Source organism: Nonomuraea sp. NPDC051191 (assembly GCF_044455665.1).
Lineage (GTDB): Bacteria > Actinomycetota > Actinomycetes > Streptosporangiales > Streptosporangiaceae > Nonomuraea.
In genome coordinates this window covers 279,941-299,696 of the sequence record NZ_JBITEZ010000015.1, presented here as the reverse complement: position 1 = coordinate 299,696, position 19,756 = coordinate 279,941, and the positions used below count along the sequence as shown (strand labels likewise).

Here is a 19,756-nt window from a genome sequence, read left to right as displayed (position 1 = left end):
GCGGGCGTCAGCCGGTGGTGTCGTCGCAGACGGTGACGGCGACGGTGCGCTGGCGGGCGACGGGCGCGGTGATCCGGAGCGTGACGCTGTGGGAGCCCGAGCCCGTCACGGCGGTCGGCGAGGTCAGGTACCGGGGGCCGGACTCGGCGACCGTGGCCGATGAGCGGGCGGTGACCGTGCCGTCGACGATCCAGGCGTACCGGAGGGTGACGGGGTCGCCGGTCCTGGTCACGGCGGCCTGGAGCCGTACCGCGCCGTCCCAGCAGTCGCCGTTCCTCGTGCCGCCGGACGGGCGCAGGGAGGCCAGGGTGAGGCGGCTGGTCGTGGGGGTCGTGCTGGGCGTGCTCTCCGCGCCGGGCCCGGGGCCGGGCGTGCGGGTGTGCTGAGGACGCCGCTTGGGGGTGGGGGTGGAGACGGGCGTGGGGGCGCCGGTGACGTCCGTCACGTGGGTGGCCTTGGGTGTGGGCGTCGAAGGTGTGAGCCACACGATCGCGCCCGCCAGTACCAGCACGGTCACCCCGGAGACCCCGGCCACCACCGCCGTCTTCACCCGCCGCCGCACCCTGACCTTGGGCTGGGGGGTTCGGGGGGCCGAACTGACGTCGGGCGCGGGCGTGTGGTGGGCCGAAGTGACGTCGGGCGCGGGCGCGTGATGGGCCGGACTGGCGTCGGGCACGGGCGCCTGCGGGGTCGGACCTTCGTAGGGCGCGGGGGCCGCCAGGGGGGTTGGCCGGGCCTCGGGGGCGGGGCCCCGCTGGGGCAGGGGTTCCGGGTGCGGCGTTCCGCCGTGGGGGTGGGGCGGGGTGCCCGCGACCAGGCGCAGGCCGGTGGTCCCCGACGCGGCGTCCGGCGTCCCGGACGGCGCCGGGCGGGACGGCGGGGGGAAGGCGTCCTGCGGGCCGGACCGCGCCGGGCGGGACGGCGAGGGGGAGGTGTCCTGTGGGCCGGACGGGGCCGGGCGAGGCGGTGAGGGGGAGGTGTCCTGTGGGCCGCCGAGCAGGTGGCGGAGGACGTCGCCCATGGCCGGACGGCGGTCCGGATCCTTGGCCAGGCAGGCGAGGACCACGCCGAGCAGTGGCTGGGGCAGGTCGCCGGTGCGGGGCTCGTCGTGCAGGATGCGGTTGATCACGGCGGGCAGCGAGTCGTCGCCGAACGGCGGCGTCCCCGTCGCCGCGAACACGATCACCGACGCCCACGCGAACACGTCCGCCGGCGCGCCCGCCTCCCGCCCGGAGAGCTGCTCGGGCGCCATGTACGCGGGCGTCCCCGTGATGTTGCCGGTCGCGCTCACCCCCGTCCCGAACGCCGCCGAGACGCCGAAGTCGGTCACCCGCGGCCCGTCCGACCCGAGCAGCACGTTGGCCGGCTTGAAGTCGCGGTGCGCGACGCCCGCCCGGTGCGCGGCGGCCAGCGCCGTGGCGGTCGCCACCGCCACCCGCCGCAGCACGTCCGCGCCGCGCACCGCGCCGGTCTCCTGCAGGGAGGGCCCGTCCACGTACTCGGTCACGATGTACGGCCGCCCCCGGGCCGAGGCGTCGAGCACCCTCGCGACGCAGGACGGCTCTAGGGCGTGCGCGGCGGTGACCTCCCTGACGAACGGCTCACCCGCGGTGACGCCCTCGGCGAGCACCTTGACGGCCACCGGACCGCCGTCGCGCCCGCGCGCGAGGTAGACGACACCATGGCCGCCCGCGCCGAGCCGCCCGGCCAGCCGGTAGGGTCCCACCGCTGCCGGGTCGCCCTCGCGGAGGGGTTCGACGTTGGGCATGAGGGGAGTGACTCCTGTGACGGCTGTGATCAGAACTCCAGCACCTTACTGGCAAATGTCGGGACTTGTCAGAAGTTAGGCTGATCAGAGCGAAGAAAGGAGCCGACCGGGTGCGCTCGCTGGAGGACTACGCCGAAGGCGTACGGGCAGGCTCCCGTACGTGGATCGCCCGCGCGATCACCCTGGTCGAGTCGACCAGGCCGGACCACATGGCGCTGGCCCAGCGGCTGCTCGTCGAGCTCACCCCGCTGTCCGGCCGGGCCCGCCGGATCGGCGTCTCGGGCGTGCCCGGCGTGGGGAAGTCCACGTTCATCGACGCGCTCGGCACGTACCTCACCGGCCAGGGGCACCGGGTGGCCGTCCTGGCCGTCGATCCGTCCTCGACCCGGACGGGCGGCAGCATCCTCGGCGACAAGACCCGGATGGCCAGGCTGTCGGCCGACCCCGCCGCGTTCATCCGCCCGTCGCCGACCTCCGGCACGCTCGGCGGCGTGACGAAGGCGACCAGGGAGGCCATGGTCGTGGTGGAGGCGGCCGGGTTCGACGTGGTGCTGGTCGAGACCGTCGGGGTCGGGCAGTCGGAGACCGCCGTGGCCGACATGGTGGACACGTTCCTGCTGCTCACGCTGGCGCGTACCGGTGACCAGCTCCAGGGGATCAAGAAGGGCGTGCTGGAGCTGGCCGACGTGATCGCGGTCAACAAGGCCGACGGCGAGCACGAGCTCGCGGCCAGGAAGGCGGCCAGGGAGCTGGCCGGGGCGCTGCGCATGTTGCGCTCGGACCCGCGTTCGGGGCCGCCGCCCGTCCTGACCTGCAGCGGGCTCACCGGGGACGGTCTGGAGGAGCTGTGGCGGCGGATCCTGGCCCACCAGGACTCGCTCGACCTGCCCGCCAAGCGCCGCAGCCAGCAGGTCCAGTGGACCTGGACGCTGGTCCGCGACCGCCTGCTCGCCGAGCTGCGCCACGACCCCGAGGTGGCGGCGATCAGGGCGGAGGTCGAGCGGGAGGTGCTGGCGGGGGAACTGACCCCGTCGCTCGCCGCCGACCGCCTGCTGTCGGTGTTCAAACGGCCCTGACCCGCCCCGGCGGCCGGCCCCTCGGCGGCGGCCCTGACATCTGGCGGCCCTGACATCTGGCGGCGCCGACCCTCGGTGGCGGCCGGACCCCTGTGGTGGTCGCCGGGAGTCTGCACCCCGGAGGAACAGACTTGCGCCCGCGGGAGAAATATCAGTATCCGCAGCGTCATCGCCGATCCGACGGCCTGAGCAGGACATGCCACGATGTCGCGCAACCGACGTGGGGAGAAGCGCAGATGTGTGCGGAACCGATGCTGCCCGAAACGGTCGCGGGGGCCCTGGAGGAGTACGGTCGTCTGCTGGCCGAGCACGGCATCACCTGGGGTGAGCCGGAGATCCACTACGTGAAGTTCTTCGCCAGGCGCAGGGTGCTGCCGCCCTCGTTGTTCGGTACGTTCTGGCGCCTGGCCTTCGAGGAGGTCGCACGCCTGCACCGGGGACAGCCGATCGACCGGCTGGCCGCCCACCTCGCCGAGCCCGACTACGACCGGGTGCTGCGCGACACCCTGGGCGGCGAGCTGCCACCGCACCTCACCGCGCTGCGGATCGGCCCGGACGGGATCGAGCTGCGGGGTGCCCCGAGAACGGTCCTGACCCCCGGCACCCCCGGCACGGGCCCGCGCTGGGTGGGCCAGGTACCGGTCGCCTCCGTGACCGACGCCCCGCAGCCCGCGAAGGCGTCCGCCGTGACCGGCAGCGGTCACCCTGCAGAGGCGACCGCGGTGACAGACGTCCCCCAGCCCGCGAAGGCGTCCGCCGTGACCGGCGGCGGTCACCCTGCAGAGGCGACCGCGGTGACAGACGTCCCCCAGCCCGCGAAGGCGTCCGCCGTGACCGGCGGCGGTCGGGCCGGGCGTGGTGAGGAGGGGATCTTCCTGCTCGTCGACTCCGCCCGCGACGCCCCCTGCCCGGTCACCGTGGACGACGCGCACCGCGAGCTGGCTCCCCGCGGTGCCTGGCTGGTCGAGGTCGACGCCGACAGCGTGATCACGGTCGACGGGCGGCGCGTCCGGCTGGAACCCCTGCTCCGCCAAGTGCCGGCCGCCCGGCTCACCCTGGTGGCGGGGGAGCCGTGCCGGTGGAGCGTCGCCTCGGCGGACGGCCGCGGCTGGTACCCGCCGGGCGTCCCGAGCCGCCACGACTACCACGGGAGGCCGTACTTCCACGGTGACGGCCTCACCCTCGACGTCCCGGCCGAGCCGCTGACGATCACCGTCACCAGGGGCATGGAGTACGCCGAGTCCGCCTTGGAGATCACCCCGGACCCGGGCGGGGAACGCGTGGTCCGGCTCTCCCCGAAGCGGCTCTACGACGCCGCCGCCCGCGGCTGGTACGGCGGCGACCTGCACGTCCACCTCAACTGGGCCGGCGACCTGGTGGGCCTGCCCGCCGACGCGGCCGCCGCCCAGCACGGCGAGGACCTGCACGTGCTCAACCTGCTCGCCGGGAACGTCTCCGGGCCGCGCGTCTACGACCGGGAGGCCCTCGACCACTGGGCGGGGAAGGACCTACCGTGGTCAGACGCCACCCACCTGGCCCGGATGGGCGTCGAGTACCGCAACGACCTGCTCGGCCACGTCTACGCCTTCGCCCCGGAGCGCGCGCCCGGCCGCTTCCACACCGGGTTCGCCGGGGACGCCGACTGGCCGCCGAACGCCGAGGGGCTGCGGGAGCTGCGCGGCCTCGGCGCGGTCCTCGGCTACAGCCATCCCTTCGCCACGCCGCTCGCCGACGGCGATCCGCCCAAGGCCGTCGTCTCGCCGGTGCCGCGCAACTGCGCCGCCCGCGAGCTGGTCGCCGACGCCGCGCTCGGCCTGGTGGACAGTCTCGACGTGCTCACCCACGCCTCGATCGCCTCCACGGCGGCCGTCTACCGGCGGCTGATCGGCGCGGGCAACCGGCTCGCCGTCACCGCCGGGACCGACTCGATGATCTCCTTCACGCGGTCGGACAACCAGTCCAACCCGCCCGGCTGGGCCCGCGTCTACGCCCGGGTGGAGGGCGAGCTGACCGCCCGCGCGTTCGCCGACGCGGTACGGGCGGGCCGCACGTTCGCCACCACCGGCCCCTGGCTGGAGCTGTCGGTGGACGGGCACGGCCCCGGCCACGTCATCGACGCCCGCCCCGGTGACCATGTCCGCGTCACCGCCACCGCGATCGGCCCGGAGGTGGCCGCGGTGCGCATCCGTACGGCCGAAGGCGTGCGCGCGGGCGCGGAACGCCTCCCGGACGTCGACCGGCTCCCGGACGGCGAACACCGCCCGGACGGCGAACACCGCCCGGACGGCGAACACCGCCCGGACGGCGATCAGCGGCTGACCGTGACGGCCGACCTTCGTGTGGACGAGCCGACGTACGTGGTGGCCGAGGTCGTGTGCCACCCGCACGTGCGCACCATGACCGGCACCGGCTACGCCCTCACCAGCCCCGTCTACGTGGACATGGCCGGCCGTAGAGTCGCCCGGCGGGACGACGTGCGCTGGTGCCTGGAGTGGCTGGACCTGCTGGAGGAGCTGATCAGGTCCCACGCCCGCCTGACCGACCCCGCCCAGCTCGCCGACCACGTCGCCCTGCTGGACCAGGCCAGAGAGGTCTACCGGGCCCGCCTGTCCTGACGCCGTCCGCCCTGACGTCGCCTGCCTTGGGCCCCGCCTTGGGCCCCGCCTTGAGGCCCGTCTTGAGGCCCGTGTGCATCGCGATTCTGGCCGTATGTGCTAGGTTTTGGCCATGCGGTCAGAAAATCAGCCGGGCGGCCAGAAGGCGCGCTCGTTCATCGAGGAGGCCAGGCGGGCGCAGATCATCGCCTCGGCCGTGGAGGTGATCGCCGACGTCGGCTTCGCACAGGCGTCGCTGGCGCGCATCGCCCAGCACGCGGGCATCAGCAAGGGCGTCATCTCCTACCACTTCACCGGCAAGGAAGAGCTGATGGAGGAGGTGGTCAACAGCGTCTACGGCGAGATCGCCGCGCACGTCATGGCGCGTATCGAGGGCGTCGAAGGCCCCACCGCGATGTTGCGGACGCACATCCTCGCGGTCGCCGAGCACATGCGCGACCACCGCACGCGGCTCAAGGCCCTGGGCGAGATCTTCTACAACCTGCGCACCGCCGACGGGGAGCCGCGTTACGGCGTCAAGGCCAACGAGGAGCTCTACCAGGCGATGGAGCAGATCTACGCCTACGGCCAGACCACCGGCGAGTTCCGCGACTTCGACCGGCGCGTCATGGCCATCACCCACTCCTCCGCCATCGACAACATGTTCGCCTACTGGGTGGCGAACCCCGACCACGACCTCGACGCGCACGCCGCGGAGCTGGCCGACCTGTTCGAGAGGGCATGCAGGCGATGAGGACCGAGACCGGCACCAGGCTCTTCGCGATCGACAACCTGCGCGTGTTACTGACCGCGCTGGTGGTCGTCCATCACGTCGCCGTCACGTACGGCAACATCCCGATCTGGTACTACAGCGAACCGGCCACCGACCCCTCCGGGGTGGCGCTCGACCTCCTGGTGGTCTTCAACCAGGCGTTCTTCATGGGGTTCTTCTTCCTCATCTCCGGCTTCTTCACCCCCGGCTCCCACGACCGCAAGGGCGGGCGGGCGTTCGTCCGCGACCGGCTGGTCCGGCTCGGGGTGCCGCTGCTGATCTTCGTCGTGCTGCTGCGGCCGCTGCTGACGCTCGGGGACCACGGCATGCCGTTCTGGAAGTGGTACATCGTCTCGTGGGACCCGGGGCCGATGTGGTTCGTCGAGGTGCTGATCGTCTTCGCGCTGCTCTACGCGTGGTGGCGGCGTGCGGGCAGGTCCGACGGGCGGGGAGCCGGCGCGCCGAGCCTCAAGGGGGTCGTGCTGTTCACCCTGGGGCTGGCGGCCGTCACGGTCCTGTGGCGCGTGCCGGTGCCGCAGGGCACGTACGTGCCGGTGCTGGGGCTGCCCACGCCCTACTTCCTGCCGCAGTACGCGGCCATGTTCGCGGCCGGCGTGGTCGCCTTCCGGCGCGGCTGGTTCGAGGCGCTGCCCAGGCGGGCCGCCCGCGCCGGGTTCGCCGTCACGGGCGTGGCGAGCCTGGTGCTGCTCCCGGTGTCGAGCCTGACCACGGGCCTGGTGGCGTCGGCGGCCATGGCCCTGTGGGAGTCCGTGGTCGCGGTCGGCATGATCGTCGGGCTGGCGGTGCTGTTCCGGGAGCGGTTCGCCGGGCAGGGGGCGCGCGGCAGGTTCCTGTCCGAGCACGCCTACGCGGTCTACGTCATCCATCCGCTGGTGCTGGTGGCCGTGGCCTGGGCGGTGCGGGAGCTGCACGCGGCGGCGGTCGTCAAGTTCGGCCTGGTGGTGGCGGTGTCGCTGCCGCTGTGCTGGGCGCTGGCGTACGCGGTCCGGTCGTTGCCGGGGGCCAGGCGGATCCTCTGACCCTCCGGGCCTGACTTTGGGCCTTGCCGGGTCACCGGCGGCGTGTCACCATCGCGCTAACTCTTAGGAAACTTTCCTAAGGGATTCCGTGAAGGGAAGTGATCGGGTGCGACGGAGCCTGACGCTGTCCGCCGCCGCGCTGCTGGTGGCGGGCGTCCTCTCGGTCGTCGTGACGGCCTCGCCGGCCGGGGCGGCGGCCTGCGCGACGGCGTGGAACGCCGCGACGGTCTACAACGGCGGCGCGCTGGTGTCCCGCGGCGGGCACAACTGGTCGGCCCGGTGGTGGACCCTGAACGAGACCCCCGGCACCGCGGAGGTCTGGGCGGACAAGGGCGCCTGCGGCGGCGGCGGCCCGACCGACCCGCCGACCGACCCGCCGACCCCGGGAGGCTTCGTGGTGAGCCAGGCGCAGTTCGACCAGATGTTCCCCAGCCGTAACTCCTTCTACAGCTACAGCGGCCTGACCACGGCGATCGCCGCCTTCCCCGCCTTCGCCGGGACCGGCTCCGACACCGTCAGGAAACAGGAGGCCGCCGCCTTCCTCGCCAACGTCAACCACGAGACCGGCGGGCTGGTCTACATCGTCGAGCAGAACACCGCGAACTACCCGCACTACTGCGACACGAGCCAGCCCTACGGCTGCCCGGCCGGGCAGGCCGCCTACTACGGCCGCGGGCCCATCCAGCTGAGCTGGAACTTCAACTACAAGGCGGCCGGCGACGCCCTCGGCATCAACCTGCTGAACGACCCCTGGCAGGTGGAACGGAACGCGTCCGTGGCCTGGAAGACCGCGCTGTGGTACTGGATGACCCAGAACGGCCCCGGCACCATGACCCCGCACAACGCCATGGTCAACGGCCGCGGGTTCGGCGAGACCATCCGCAGCATCAACGGCAGCCTGGAGTGCAACGGCGGCAACCCGGGCCAGGTCCAGAGCCGGGTCAACGCCTACCAGCGCTTCACCCAGATCCTCGGCGTCGCCCCCGGAGGCAACCTGTCCTGCTGACCGCCCTTCCCGGCAGGTGATCAGGCCGGCGCGCGCCGTTCGGCAGGCGCGCGCCGTTCGGTGGTCTCCAGGTAGCCGCGCAGGGCGCGGCGGGAGCGGGCGAGCGTGTCGATCTGCTCGTCGAGGCCGCGCAGCCGGGCACGCAGGGTGTCCAGCAGCTCGGGGCAGGGCACGAGGTCGGGGTCGGGGCCCGTGACGCAGGGCAGCAGGTACGCGATCTCGTCGGTCGACAGCCCGGCGTCGAGCAGCTTCCTGATCTGGGCGACGGTCAGCACGGCCTCGTCGTCGTACTCGCGGTAGCCGCTGGCGCGGCGGTTGGGCTCCAGCAGGCCCTGGGCCTCGTAATAGCGCAGCTGGTGGGGGCGGACCCCGGTCCGCCGGCTCAGGTCCCCGATCAGCATGGCCGTCCCCCTTGACCTTCATACCGGTCTGAACGTTGACGATTCTCCCATAGCTGCTGGACAACCTCTTTGGGAGAGCGACTGTGATGACGAAGGATCGCCGTACCCCCGTGACCGTCGTGGGCCTGGGCCTGATGGGGGAGGCGCTGGCCGGGGCCTTCCTGCGCGACGGGCGGCCGACGACCGTGTGGAACCGTACGGCGGCCAGGGCCGACCGGCTCGTCGAGCGCGGGGCCGTCCGGGCCGGTTCGGCCAGGGAGGCCGTGGCCGCCGCCCCGCTCGTGGTCGTCTGCCTGACCGGGTACGACGCCGTGCGCGAGGTCCTCGACCCGTTGGCCGACGTCCTGGAGGGCCGGGTGCTGGTCAACCTCACCTCGGGCACCTCCGCCGAGGCCCGCGACACGGCCGGGTGGGTCGCCCGGCACGGCGGCGCCTACCTCGACGGCGCGATCATGACCACCCCCGCCGCCGTCGGGAGCCCGGAGGCCGCCCTCCTCTACAGCGGCCCCCGTTCGGCCTTCGACCCGCACGAACCGGCCCTGCGCAGCCTCGGCGGCGCGACGACGTACCTCGGCGCGGACCACGGCCTGTCGGCGCTCTACGACGTCGGCGTGCTGAGCCTGATGTGGAACATCCTGAACGGCTTCCTCCAGGGCGCCGCGCTGCTCGGGGCCGCCGGGGTGGAGGCGGCGGCGTTCGCCCCGGTGGCGAAGAACGGCGTCGAGACCGTGGCCGGCTGGCTGGCCGACTACGCCCGGCAGATCGACGAGGGCGCGCACCCGGCCACCGACTCGACCCTCGACACCCATGTGGCCGCCATGGACCACCTGGTCCACGAGAGCGAGTCGCACGGCGTGGACGCCGAGCTGCCGCGCTTCATCAGGGCCCTGGCCGGCCGGGCCGTCGCGGCGGGCCACGGCGACCAGGGCTACACGGCCCTGATCGAGCAGTTCCGCAAGCCCTCCGGCCAGTGACGGGACGGCGGCGGCGAGGGGCCCGTCGCCGCCACCCGGGAACTCGCCGTCGTCAGCCGGCGTAGAAACCATGGAGAAGCCCGTCGTCGTCAGTCGGTGTAGAAGCCGTCGAGGAGGTCGGCGTGGCGTTCCTCGACGGCCTTGCGCCTGATCTTCAGGCTGGCCGTCAGCTCGCCCGTCTCCACGGTGAAGTCGTCGGCCAGGATCGCGAACTTCTTGATCGTGGAGTAACTGGCCTGGTCGGCGTTGACCTGTTCGATCGCCCTGCCGACCTCCTCGCGCATGCGCGGGTGCCCGCACAGCGCCTCGGGGTCGGCCGGCAGCGACTCGGCCTCGGCCCACGGGCGCACGACGTCCATGTCGAGGGTGACGAGCGCCGTCACGTAGTTGCGGCGGTCGCCGTGCACGAACACGTGCGAGGCGAACGGGCAGGCGGCCTTGACGCGGCCCTCCAGGTAGGTGGGCGCGACGTACTTGCCGCCCGAGGTCTTGATCAGCTCCTTCTTGCGGTCGGTGATCAGCAGCCGCCCGGCCTCGTCCAGCTCGCCGATGTCGCCGGTGCGCAGCCAGCCGTCCTCCAGCGCCTCCGACGTCTCCCGGGGCAGGCCGTGGTAGCCGCGCATCACGCCGCGCCCGCCGATGAGGATCTCGCCGTCGTCCGCGACGCGGACCTCGGTGCCGGGCAGTGGCGGGCCGACCGTCCCGAACCGCACCGATTCGGGACGGTTGAGGAAGCTGCCCGCCGACGACTCGGTCAGGCCGTACCCCTCCAGGATCGTCAGGCCGGCGCCGTCGAAGAACTCGGCCACGTCCCGTGACAGGGGCGCGGCCCCGGAGATGAAGAAGCGGATCCGGCCGCCGAAGCGCGTCCGCAGCTTGGCGAAGACCAGCCGGTCGGCCAGCGCGTGCTCGACCCGGGTGGTGAGCGGGACGGACGCCTCCCGCTGCCGCGCCCTGCTGACCCTGATGCCGGTCTCCCTTGCCCACTCGAAGATCCGCAGCTTGATCCCGCCCTCGCGGCGCACGGTGGCGACGACCGTGTTGTGGATCTTCTCGAAGATGCGCGGCGCCGCGGCCATCACGGTCGGCCGCAGCGCGCCGAGGTTGTCGGCGATGCGGTCGAGACGGCCGTCGATCGCGGTGGGCACGCCGATGTCGATCATCACGACCTCCAGCAGCTTGCCGAACGAGTGGGACAGCGGCAGCCACAGGAAGTGCAGGTCGCCGGGGGAGATGAGGTCGATCTCGCGGACCGAGCCGGCCGCGAACAGCCAGTTGTCGTGGGTGAGCTCGACGCCCTTGGGACGTCCGGTGGTGCCGGAGGTGTAGATGAGCGTGGCCAGGTCGTCCTGGGCGATGGCGTCCACCAGGGCGTCGTAGTCGCCCTCGCCGCGGCTGACCGAGTCGAGGGTGACCACCCAGCCGTCGTCGCTCGCCGAGCCGTCGACGACGACCACGCCGGTGACGTCGGGCAGCTCCTTCCGCACGGACCTGAGCTTGGCCACCTGCTCGTCGTTCTCGGCGATGACGATCGTGCTGCCGGAGTCGGTGATGACGAAGGCGCACTCGGCGGCCGTGTTGGACGGGTAGATCGTGGTGGTGGCCGCGCCCGTGGAGAGCACGGCCAGGTCGGCGAGGATCCATTCGAGCCTGGTCGAGCAGAGGATCGACACGCGCCTGCCGGGCCCGGCGCCGAGCCCGGACAGCCCCAGTGCCAGCCCGCGGACCCGCTCGCCGACCTCGCGCCACGACAGGGACGTCCACGCGTCGCCCGACGGCACCCGGTAGGCCTCGGCGTCGGGGGTGGCCGCGATCCGGTCGCGCAGCAGGGAGGGAATGCTGGACATGCCTGACCTCCTGAGGGGTGTGCCGCCGACTCTAGGACGAGTGCGCCGGGTCAGTCGATGCCCGTGATCGACCTGCCGCCGACCGGGGGCGGGCCGGCGCAGGCGACCGTCCGGGACGTGCGCACCTCCCACGCGCCGCAGGCGCAGCGCAGGTAGGAGACCAGGCCCTCGGAGGTGCGGTGCGAGGAGACGAGGGTCAGGGCGAAAGGGTCGTGCGGCTCTCCGTGATGCATGACTCCAACCTGATGTAATGGCCTTGTGCATTTCAACACTTACGGCGGCAACGGCGCCGAGCTCGCGGCGGCCCTCGTCAACGCGGACGACTTCAGCCCGGCCGCCGTGCGGGAGACGCTCACCGCCAACGCCATGTGGCGCACGGACGTCACCCCTGCCCAGGCCGCCGAGCTGGCCGCCTGGGCGCGCCGGCTGGCCCCCGTCTTCGGCGAGCCCGACCTCGGCGTCCAGGTCGCGCTGATCAACGAGCTCCTGGAGATCACCGCCTCCAAGCCGCACATCAGCACCCACGACGGCCTGGAGCCCCACCTGCACTTCTTCTCCACCGAGGCCGACATCGTCTCCAGGGCCAAGGACACCACCGCGGGCGGGCTGGCCATGGCCGTGTGCTTCTCCGACGGGCGGCGGCTCGGGCGCTGCGACCGGACGGGGTGTGCGACCGTCTACGTGGACACCTCGCGCAACGGCCGCCGCCGGTTCTGCTCGCTGACCTGCGCGAACCGGGTCAACGTGGCGGCCCATCGGGCGCGGGGCGTTGCCCGTTCGGCGTGAAGTGGGTAGTATGTCCGGGTCGTATCGCCGACCCATGGGGGCAGTTGACGTGAGGATCTGAGGCCGCGGGCACCGCGCCTATCCGCCCGGTCACGGGCTCTGTCGCGCGCACACCTCGACCTCGGCGACCTCTTCGCCCCAGTCTTACCAGCTTCGGCTGCCTGGTTGTCGCGCGCGCAGCGGTGTTCCCGCCAAGTCACGAAATTTCGGGTTTTGTGATGGGAGCCGCCTGATGTCTTTTTCCATTGTCGTCGATCACGTGTCCTTCGGCTGGCCCGATGGGACGATGGTGCTCGACGGTCTCGACGCCGCCTTCCCCGCCGGACGTACCGGGCTCATCGGGACGAACGGGTCGGGCAAGTCCACCCTGCTCAAGGTCATCTCCGGCGAGCTGACCCCGGGCTCGGGTTCCGTCTCGGTCACGGGCGAGGTGGGGTACCTGCCGCAGAACGTGCCGCTCGAAGGCAGCCGTACCGTGTCCGACCTGCTGGAGATCAGCGGGAAGCGGGCCGCGCTGCACGCCGTCGAGAGCGGCGACGTCGCCGAGGAGCACTTCACCGTCATCGGGGACGACTGGGACGTCGAGGAACGCGCGCGCGCCGAGCTCGACCGGCTCGGGCTCGGCCACATCGGGCTCGACCGCACGGTGGCGACGCTGTCGGGCGGCGAGGCCGTCATGGTCGCGCTGGCCGCGCAGATCCTCAAGCGCCCCGCCGTGCTGCTGCTCGACGAGCCCACCAACAACCTCGACCTGGACGCCCGGCGGCGGCTCTACGCCGCGGTCTCGGCGTACGCGGGGGTGCTGGTCGTGGTGAGCCATGACCGGGCGCTGCTCGGCCTCGTCGACCAGATCGCCGAGCTCCGCGACGCCGCCGTCCACCTGTACGGCGGCAACCTGAGCGACTACGAGGAGCAGGTCGCCGCCGAGCAGGAGGCGGCCGAGCGCACGGTCAGGACCGCCGAGGGCGAGGTACGGCGGCAGCAGCGCGAGCTGATCGAGGCCAGGACCAGGCTCGACCGGCGCAGGCGCAACGCGAGGAAGGCGTTCGAGAACAAGAAGGTGCCCAAGATCGTGGCCGGTGGGCTCAAGATGAAGGCCCAGGTGTCGGCGGGCAAGCACCGCGCGCTGCACCAGGAGCGGCTGGAGGAGGCCAGGGGAAGGCTCACCGAGGCCGAGCAGGCCGTGCGGGACGACGCCGAGATCCGCGTCGAGCTGCCCGGCACCGCCGTCCCGGCCGGCCGGACGCTCCTGACGCTGCCCCTCGACCCCCCGGCCACCGCAGCCGGAGGCGAAGGGCTCAAGGCGCTCGACCGGCTGGTGATCCGGGGGCCGGAACGCATCGCGCTGCTCGGGCCCAACGGATCGGGCAAGACGACCCTGCTCGGAAGGATCGTCGAGCACAGCGCGCACGTCCCGGTACGGTACCTGCCGCAGCGGCTCGACGTGCTCGACGACGCCCTGAGCGTGGTGGACAACGTCCGGGCCGTGGCTCCGGCGGCCTCGGTCAACGAGGTGCGCGCCCGGCTGGCCCGCTTCCTGTTCCGCGGTGGGCGGGCCGACCAGCCGGTGGGCACGCTCTCGGGCGGCGAGCGTTTCCGTGCGACCCTGGCCGCCCTGCTGTCGGCCGATCCGCCGCCGCAGCTGCTCCTGCTGGACGAGCCGACCAACAACCTGGACATGTCCAGCGTGCGGCAGCTCTCCCAGGCGCTGGCGGCCTACCGGGGCGCGCTCATCGTGGCCAGCCACGACGTGCCGTTCCTGGAGACGCTGGGGATCACCCGGTGGCTGCGACAGGATCGGGATGAGGGTCTGGCCGAATCGTAATTGACGTTTGGGGATCAATCGGGCAATAGTGTGGCGGGTGGCTTCACCCCGGTTGATCTCCTGCGTTCTCGCCCTGGCGACGGTGACGCTCGCCGCCTGCTCCTCGCCCCCACCGCTGACCGGCGGTGAGCCGAAGGTCAGCGGCGTGGCGGACGGCAAGGGCGGATCCCCCGGCGGCGACCCCACCTCGGGGGCCGGTCCCAGTGTCAGCGCCCTGACGCCGGAGGCGTACAAGGGCGAGCTCGACAACAGGCACAAGGCGATGCTCGGCGCGATCAACGGACTGGCCGGCGCGCGCGGGGTCCAGTCGCTCAACCAGCGCGTGGACAAGGCCGAGCAGGCGCTGAGCGGCGCCGCCGACGCCCTGTCCGCGATCAGCCCGCCCGCGGACGTACAGGCCCAGCACGACGCGTACGTCACCAGCCTGCGCGACTTCGCCACCGAGCTCGGCTCCACGGCGGGCAAGGTCGGCAGCCGCGAGCTGTGCACCTCCTCGGCCGTGCTGAGCGACCTCGGCACCAAGCTCACCGCCCTGAACAAGGCGGGCGAGGCCCTGCAGAGCGCCGGCGACTACCCGGCCGACATCGTCACCGTCAAGGCCGGCGGCAAGCAGAACAGGCGGCTGAAGAACGGCGCGTTCATCCGCAGGGCCTCCCTCGGCGGACGCAGCTCCCTGGAGGTCGACAACGGCGGCAGCCGCGACGCCGTCGTCACGGTGGTCAGGGGCGGCAGCAAGACGTTCAGCGTGTACGTGCGCAAGAGGGCCAAGTTCAAGGTCAGGGGCGTGCCCGACGGCACGTACAAGATTTATTTCACCCACGGCGTGGACTGGGACGGCAAGAGCAAGTCCTTCACCCGTCAGTGCAGCTTCGAGCGTTTCCAGAAGTCGGTGAAGTTCAAGACCACGGTCACCGCCACCCAGATCCTCTGGCACGACTGGCGGGTCACCCTGCACGCCATCACCGGCGGCAACGCCCGCACCGCGACCGTCAACCCCGACGACTTCCCGAGCTGACCCGCTGACAGGGTCGGAACACGCGAAAGGGCCGCGCGAAAGCGCGGCCCTTTTCCGCCTGTCGGGGCGATCAGGTCGAGAACAGCATGCCCACCCAGCTGCGCTGACGGTGGTGGCCGTAGTGGTGGCCGCCGCCGTGGTGGGGAGCGCCCCAGGCCGGCCCGGGGGCGGGAGGCGGGGGAGCGGAGTGGTACTGCGACTCCATGCGCGTCAGGGTCTCCAGCTCGCCGAAGTCGAGGAAGATCCCACGGCAGTTGTCGCACTGCTCGATGTGGACGCCATTGCGCTCATAGGTCCGCATGTTGCCGCGGCACTTCGGGCACTGCATCTAAGTCGCTCTCCTTGGATCCGGGGTCTCAGGCTGAAACCTACCGCGTGCGGCCCCCGTCACGCTCTGACGATTCTGCTGCACGATTCGATTAACGAATGCTCGACCTCGTCCAGTTCCCGGTTCTCGCGCTCGGCGTTGAGGACGGCCACGGCGGCCAGCTGCACGGTCAGCGCCCTGGCCGGCAGGTCGAGCCGCTGCCAGGGATCGTCGCCCTGGCCGAGCGCGGGGCCGCCGGAGGCCAGGTAGGCGCCGAGGAACCGCTCCCAGACGGCCGGTTCGAGCAGGCCCGCCGCGTACCAGGCGGCCGGTCGCGCCAGGTCCCAGGCCGGGTCGCCGACGCCCAGGTCGTCGACGTCGATGAGCAGCCACCGGTCGCGGCAGACGAGCTGGCCCAGGTGCCAGTCGCCGTGGGTGAGCAGGCCCGGCACGGGGACGGGCTCCGGCAGCTCCTTGAACGCGTGCCTGACCAGCTGCTCGACCGGGCCGTCCCCGCTCATCCTGGACACCGCGCGGGCGGCCCGCGCCGGGCCTCCGGCGGGGGGCATCGGCGGCACCAGCGTCAGGGGGACGGCGTGCAGCCGGGCCAGCAGCCGCGCGCCCTCCTCCCAGGGGGCGGACCCGGGATCGTCGTGGGGGACCGGCCGGCCGGCCGGCCAGACGGTGACCGCGCGGCCCGCCGCCGTCAGCACCTCGCCCTCCAGCGGGGCCAGCAGCACGCCGTTGACCGCGGCCGCGGCGGCGGCCCTGAGGCGGGCGCGCAGCGGCTCCACCTCGTCGCGGGCCGAGTGGGCCTTGACCACCACCTCGCCCATCCGTAACACGACCACGTCGGTGCGCGTCTGGTGTCGCACGGGTTCGCCCGTGCCGCCGTACGCCGCGGCGATACCCGCAAGCTCCTCCTCTAGACCCACTCGTACAGACTAGGGGGCGGTATGGGCGGTACGTGCCGCCAGACGCCGTCGCTGGAGCGGGCGAGATGTTCACTCAGACCTGCGGTAAGGCCAGCCGCACAACTTTGTGTGTACCAGGGTGTGCCGCTCACGATCCGTGAGGGCCGTCACTGGCGAATTGCGCGCGGAATGATCTTGCCGTTCCTTCCGGCTCTCCGGCAGGGGTGCCTGCGTGGCGGCGACTGGCTGTGCGGTCGCTTGGAAGACGGTGTGGACGATGTGCTCGTCCCCCAATTGGAGCCGCATCCATCGCCATGCTGCGTCGGACATCCCTGGATACCGCCCGTCTCTGGAACCACCCGGTTTCCGGCGTCCGTACGTCCTGGCACGCCGAGGAACGTCACCATCCGCTCACGCGAAAGCGCCACACATGTCCACTGATTGCCTGTTCCGCTCTCACGTGCATGCAATCGGAGGTCTGAAGAATTCTCGATGAGCTCTACCGCGGCCGACTATCGCCATGGAAATATTCCTTTCGGCTGCCGCGAGGCCTCGATATTCTTCTCTCTTCCAAGGAAACGTAACACTCTTTGATGTTGGTCGCCGAGGATGTCTTCAACTCTGATCAGCACGTCAAATTCGGCCAGTACCAGTAATGATCTCCGGTTGAAGGCGACAAGCTCCATGTCGTTGTCTGCGTGGGGGAGGCTGGCTCCATTGCCGAGATTGAGAAGCCAATAGTCATATCTGCGTTGAAGGTTTAGCGTGCCTAGATATTCAACCATTTGCCCCCATGTCAGCCAGTCGGTGAATCGATCCTGTTCGCTCCCGGGACCCATGAGGGCGCACCTGTATTTTATCAGCCGGATGACGGTCTGGCCGGATCCTGAATTGTAGATGTGCCCGACGCGTCGTGATCTCTTTATATGTGAACTCTCTTGCGCGTATGAGTTGTACGAGATGTTTGGCGTGTTGGTCCTGGAGAGTTGAGAGCGTGCTAGAAGCACTGCCAGGGCCGCGCTCGTGAGTGCCGCACTTGTGGAGAGATCGAGAACGGTCAACTTCCAGGGAAACGAGTCTATTGGCGCGGGGACGAAGTTCTTCTTTATCGTCTCCCAGACCATGCTGGACACCGTGAAAGCCAAGAAGATTCGTGGGCCCATATAGCTCACCCATTGTCGCTTGACTAGCCTCTGTGTTGTTAGTTCCTCTCCTTGACTCATTTCCCTCCAGTGTGGGGAGTCACCTCTTTATGGTTATGGCACCAAGTATCCAGCCTGGTCGCCGCGAGCGCCAGTGTGCCTCCCGTGACCTTTCTGACGCGTGTGAGGTGCCTGACAGATTCCCGTCAGCAGGTTCGTGGTGATGGAGGGCAAACGATGGCCGCGTCAAAGACGCGCCGGTTCGACATCACCACCAGCACTCTGGGCATTGGGCGAGTCCGCACCAGCCAGGTGTGCTTCCGTCTGTCCGTGACGGGCGCGAAACTTTTTGGTAGCAAGAACCCAGACACGCCGTCGCACTGGCAGAAGATGGACTTCCTCGCTTGGGCCCCACGAGCTGATCTGAGGTGGCGACACCTCAGCCTGGACGATACCCATGCTCTGCCCCGGCCTATGTCAAGGCGATGGGAAGCGGGCAGTTCGGGCTCCGGTGCAAACGAAGACGACGAGGACCGCCCGATGGGGATCCTGTCCGAACTGGTCGCGATCCTGCGCGATCACATCAAGTCCTACGGCACTGCCTCGGACGGACGACGGTCTACCGCCGATGGATATCTCCGGGTGTGGCGGGAGGCGCGCCAGTTGGCCTTCATCCCCGAGCAGGTGGAGTCCCCGGCGGCGGGCTGCCCCTACGACTTGCGGCACGCGGCGGCGTCGCTCTGGCTGCGTGCAGGGGTGCATGCCCCGAGGTCGTCGAGTGCGCTGGGGCGCAGCGTGCAGACACTTCTCAAGACATACGCCAAGTGCATCGACGGAAGGCACGAGAGAGCCGACCGGCGCACTCACCAAGCGGTGGAGGCACTTTGAGGGAGCGGACACCGCTACGGAATGGCGCGGAACGGCTGCGCCGGGGGAAGGCTCGCTTCGATCTTCCACTGAAGTTCGTCGAAGGCTCCCACAGGGCGCAGATTCGCGTCGGTCAGACTAGGGGGCATGAGAATCGGTTTCGCCGTACCCCAGTCAGGGCCGTGGGCCACGCCGGAGAACATGCGTCGCGTCGCCGCGCGGGCGGAGGAGCTGGGCTACCACGAGCTCTGGACGTTCCAGCGCATGCTCTACCCGGTCGGGCATCCCATGGGGCCGACCTACCGGAGCGTGCACGACCCGCTGATCACCCTGGCGCACCTGTCCGGCGTGACCGGGACGATCCGGCTCGGCGTGGCCGTGATCAACGCGTACGTGCAGCCGGTCGTGCTGGCCAAGCAGCTCGGCACCCTGCAGACCGTCTCCGGCGGCCGGCTGAGCGCCGGGATCGGGCTCGGCTGGGTGCCCGAGGAGTTCGAGGCCGCCGGCATCGGCATGGAGCGGCGCGGGCGCAGGGGTGAGGAGTTCGTCGAGCTGCTGCACAAGGCGTGGGCGGACGACGTCGTCGAGCATGACGGCGAGTTCTACCGGGTGCCGGCCTCGTACATCGACCCCAAACCGGCGCCCGGCCCGCCGCAGGTGCTGCTCGGCGGCACCGCCGAGGTCGCGCTGCGCCGGGCCGGGCGGCTGGCCGACGGCTGGATCAGCTCCAGCAGGGAGGACCTGTCGGCGGTCGCGGGCCGGATCGGGCTGATCAAGGAGACGATCGCCGGCGCCGGGCGGGACGCGGCCGCGTTCCGCTTCGTGTGCCGCGGCGTCACGCAGGTGCGGCCGGAGGGCCCCGAGGACGGACGCCGGCCGCTGACCGGCACGTACGAGCAGATCCGGCGGGACGTGGACGCCCTGGCCGCCGCAGGCGTCACGGACGTCTTCCACGACCTCAACTTCGACCAGGAGTTCGTCACCGCCGACGCGCGGGAGGCGATGCGCCGCGCCGAGGAGGCCCTGGAGGCGCTGGCGCCCTAACCGCCGTAGGGGACGGTGATGATCTCCAGGTTGTGCCCGTCGGGGGCCGACCAGTAGAGCCCGCGACCGCCGTCGTGGGTGTTGATCTCGCCGGGCCTGCCGTGTCCGGGATCGGCCCAGAACGTCAGGCCCCGGCTCCTGATCCGGCCCCAGATCTGGTCGAACTCCTCCTCGCCGACCAGGAAGGCGTAGTGCTGGGGAGTCACCTTCCCCGGCGCCTGCATCACGTCGAGCGAGACGTCGTTGGCCAGCGTCACGACGCGGAACGGGCCGTAGACCGGCGCGGGCTCCAGGCCGAGCACGTCGACCAGGAAGGCGGCCGTGGCGTCCCGGTCGGTGGCGGCGACGATGGTGTGGTTCAGCTGGACGGGCATGCAC

The 19,756-nt window shown here is 71.3% G+C and carries 19 protein-coding genes; 11 read left to right on the top strand and 8 right to left on the bottom strand.

Going from position 1 to position 19,756, the window contains the following annotated elements; translation table 11 throughout:
* Positions 1 to 7 precede the first annotated feature (7 nt).
* Entirely contained in the window at positions 8 to 1,768 is a 1,761-nt protein-coding gene (locus ACIA8R_RS39055; RefSeq protein ID WP_397042531.1) for a protein kinase, read from the bottom strand.
* Between the two features lie 110 nt (positions 1,769 to 1,878).
* On the opposite strand from ACIA8R_RS39055, the gene meaB reads away from it, so the two are divergent.
* From meaB to ACIA8R_RS39030, 5 genes are all read left to right on the top strand, one after another.
* Entirely contained in the window at positions 1,879 to 2,844 is a 966-nt protein-coding gene (gene meaB / locus ACIA8R_RS39050; RefSeq protein WP_364094735.1) for a methylmalonyl Co-A mutase-associated GTPase MeaB, read from the top strand.
* A gap of 236 nt (positions 2,845 to 3,080) precedes the next feature.
* A complete protein-coding gene (locus ACIA8R_RS39045) occupies positions 3,081 to 5,459 on the top strand; it encodes a CehA/McbA family metallohydrolase (RefSeq protein ID WP_397042530.1) in 2,379 nt (792 codons plus the stop codon).
* Positions 5,460 to 5,571: 112 nt separating this feature from the next.
* Entirely contained in the window at positions 5,572 to 6,192 is a 621-nt protein-coding gene (locus ACIA8R_RS39040; protein WP_397042529.1) for a TetR/AcrR family transcriptional regulator, read from the top strand.
* The gene (locus ACIA8R_RS39035) at positions 6,189 to 7,250 is read left to right on the top strand and encodes an acyltransferase family protein (RefSeq protein WP_397042528.1); all 1,062 of its coding nucleotides are present in this window, start codon (positions 6,189 to 6,191) and stop codon (positions 7,248 to 7,250) included. Before ACIA8R_RS39040 ends, ACIA8R_RS39035 begins: the two co-directional genes overlap by 4 nt.
* 106 nt (positions 7,251 to 7,356) lie before the next feature.
* Positions 7,357 to 8,256, top strand: a complete 900-nt coding sequence (locus ACIA8R_RS39030) for a glycoside hydrolase family 19 protein (protein ID WP_364094723.1) — start codon at positions 7,357 to 7,359, stop codon at positions 8,254 to 8,256.
* Positions 8,257 to 8,276: 20 nt separating this feature from the next.
* Here ACIA8R_RS39030 and ACIA8R_RS39025 read toward each other — a convergent pair whose 3' ends face one another.
* Positions 8,277 to 8,657 carry a MerR family transcriptional regulator gene (locus tag ACIA8R_RS39025; RefSeq protein ID WP_357695666.1) on the bottom strand — a complete coding sequence of 127 codons (381 nt, stop codon included), beginning with the start codon at positions 8,655 to 8,657 and terminating at the stop codon, positions 8,277 to 8,279.
* 86 nt (positions 8,658 to 8,743) lie between these two features.
* On the opposite strand from ACIA8R_RS39025, the gene ACIA8R_RS39020 reads away from it, so the two are divergent.
* On the top strand, positions 8,744 to 9,631 hold the full coding sequence (locus tag ACIA8R_RS39020; protein ID WP_397042527.1) for an NAD(P)-dependent oxidoreductase: 888 nt from the start codon (positions 8,744 to 8,746) through the stop codon (positions 9,629 to 9,631).
* Between the two features lie 89 nt (positions 9,632 to 9,720).
* Here the strand turns inward: ACIA8R_RS39020 and ACIA8R_RS39015 are convergent, their stop codons facing one another.
* Positions 9,721 to 11,478, bottom strand: coding sequence for an AMP-dependent synthetase/ligase (locus ACIA8R_RS39015; protein ID WP_397042526.1), 1,758 nt, complete (start codon positions 11,476 to 11,478; stop codon positions 9,721 to 9,723).
* Positions 11,479 to 11,528: 50 nt separating this feature from the next.
* Positions 11,529 to 11,711, bottom strand: coding sequence for a hypothetical protein (locus ACIA8R_RS39010; protein ID WP_357695674.1), 183 nt, complete (start codon positions 11,709 to 11,711; stop codon positions 11,529 to 11,531).
* A gap of 25 nt (positions 11,712 to 11,736) precedes the next feature.
* On the opposite strand from ACIA8R_RS39010, the gene ACIA8R_RS39005 reads away from it, so the two are divergent.
* The 3 genes from ACIA8R_RS39005 (at position 11,737) to ACIA8R_RS38995 (ending at position 15,104) form a co-directional block, all read left to right on the top strand.
* The gene (locus tag ACIA8R_RS39005; protein ID WP_357695677.1) at positions 11,737 to 12,264 is read left to right on the top strand and encodes a CGNR zinc finger domain-containing protein; all 528 of its coding nucleotides are present in this window, start codon (positions 11,737 to 11,739) and stop codon (positions 12,262 to 12,264) included.
* Between the two features lie 232 nt (positions 12,265 to 12,496).
* The gene (locus ACIA8R_RS39000) at positions 12,497 to 14,089 is read left to right on the top strand and encodes an ABC-F family ATP-binding cassette domain-containing protein (RefSeq protein WP_397042525.1); all 1,593 of its coding nucleotides are present in this window, start codon (positions 12,497 to 12,499) and stop codon (positions 14,087 to 14,089) included.
* A gap of 37 nt (positions 14,090 to 14,126) precedes the next feature.
* Complete coding sequence (locus ACIA8R_RS38995; RefSeq protein ID WP_357695681.1) at positions 14,127 to 15,104, top strand: hypothetical protein; 978 nt, start codon at positions 14,127 to 14,129, stop codon at positions 15,102 to 15,104.
* 70 nt (positions 15,105 to 15,174) lie between these two features.
* Here ACIA8R_RS38995 and ACIA8R_RS38990 read toward each other — a convergent pair whose 3' ends face one another.
* The 3 genes from ACIA8R_RS38990 to ACIA8R_RS38980 form a co-directional block, all read right to left on the bottom strand.
* On the bottom strand, positions 15,175 to 15,432 hold the full coding sequence (locus ACIA8R_RS38990; protein WP_357695683.1) for a zf-TFIIB domain-containing protein: 258 nt from the start codon (positions 15,430 to 15,432) through the stop codon (positions 15,175 to 15,177).
* A 59-nt stretch (positions 15,433 to 15,491) separates the two neighbouring features.
* On the bottom strand, positions 15,492 to 16,346 hold the full coding sequence (locus tag ACIA8R_RS38985) for a phosphotransferase (protein ID WP_364094706.1): 855 nt from the start codon (positions 16,344 to 16,346) through the stop codon (positions 15,492 to 15,494).
* 491 nt (positions 16,347 to 16,837) lie between these two features.
* Positions 16,838 to 17,449: a hypothetical protein gene (locus ACIA8R_RS38980; RefSeq protein ID WP_397042524.1), complete on the bottom strand. Its 612-nt coding sequence runs from the start codon at positions 17,447 to 17,449 to the stop codon at positions 16,838 to 16,840.
* 255 nt (positions 17,450 to 17,704) lie between these two features.
* Here ACIA8R_RS38980 and ACIA8R_RS38975 point away from each other — a divergent pair, with 255 nt between their 5' ends.
* Together ACIA8R_RS38975 and ACIA8R_RS38970 are read left to right on the top strand one after the other, a co-directional pair.
* Positions 17,705 to 18,355: a hypothetical protein gene (locus tag ACIA8R_RS38975; RefSeq protein ID WP_364094700.1), complete on the top strand. Its 651-nt coding sequence runs from the start codon at positions 17,705 to 17,707 to the stop codon at positions 18,353 to 18,355.
* A gap of 126 nt (positions 18,356 to 18,481) precedes the next feature.
* Positions 18,482 to 19,378: a TIGR03619 family F420-dependent LLM class oxidoreductase gene (locus tag ACIA8R_RS38970; protein WP_397042523.1), complete on the top strand. Its 897-nt coding sequence runs from the start codon at positions 18,482 to 18,484 to the stop codon at positions 19,376 to 19,378.
* On the opposite strand, the gene ACIA8R_RS38965 is transcribed toward ACIA8R_RS38970, so the two are convergent.
* The gene (locus ACIA8R_RS38965) at positions 19,375 to 19,752 is read right to left on the bottom strand and encodes a VOC family protein (protein ID WP_364094694.1); all 378 of its coding nucleotides are present in this window, start codon (positions 19,750 to 19,752) and stop codon (positions 19,375 to 19,377) included. The two genes, ACIA8R_RS38970 and ACIA8R_RS38965, sit on opposite strands and share 4 nt — an antisense overlap.
* Positions 19,753 to 19,756: the final 4 nt, after the last annotated feature.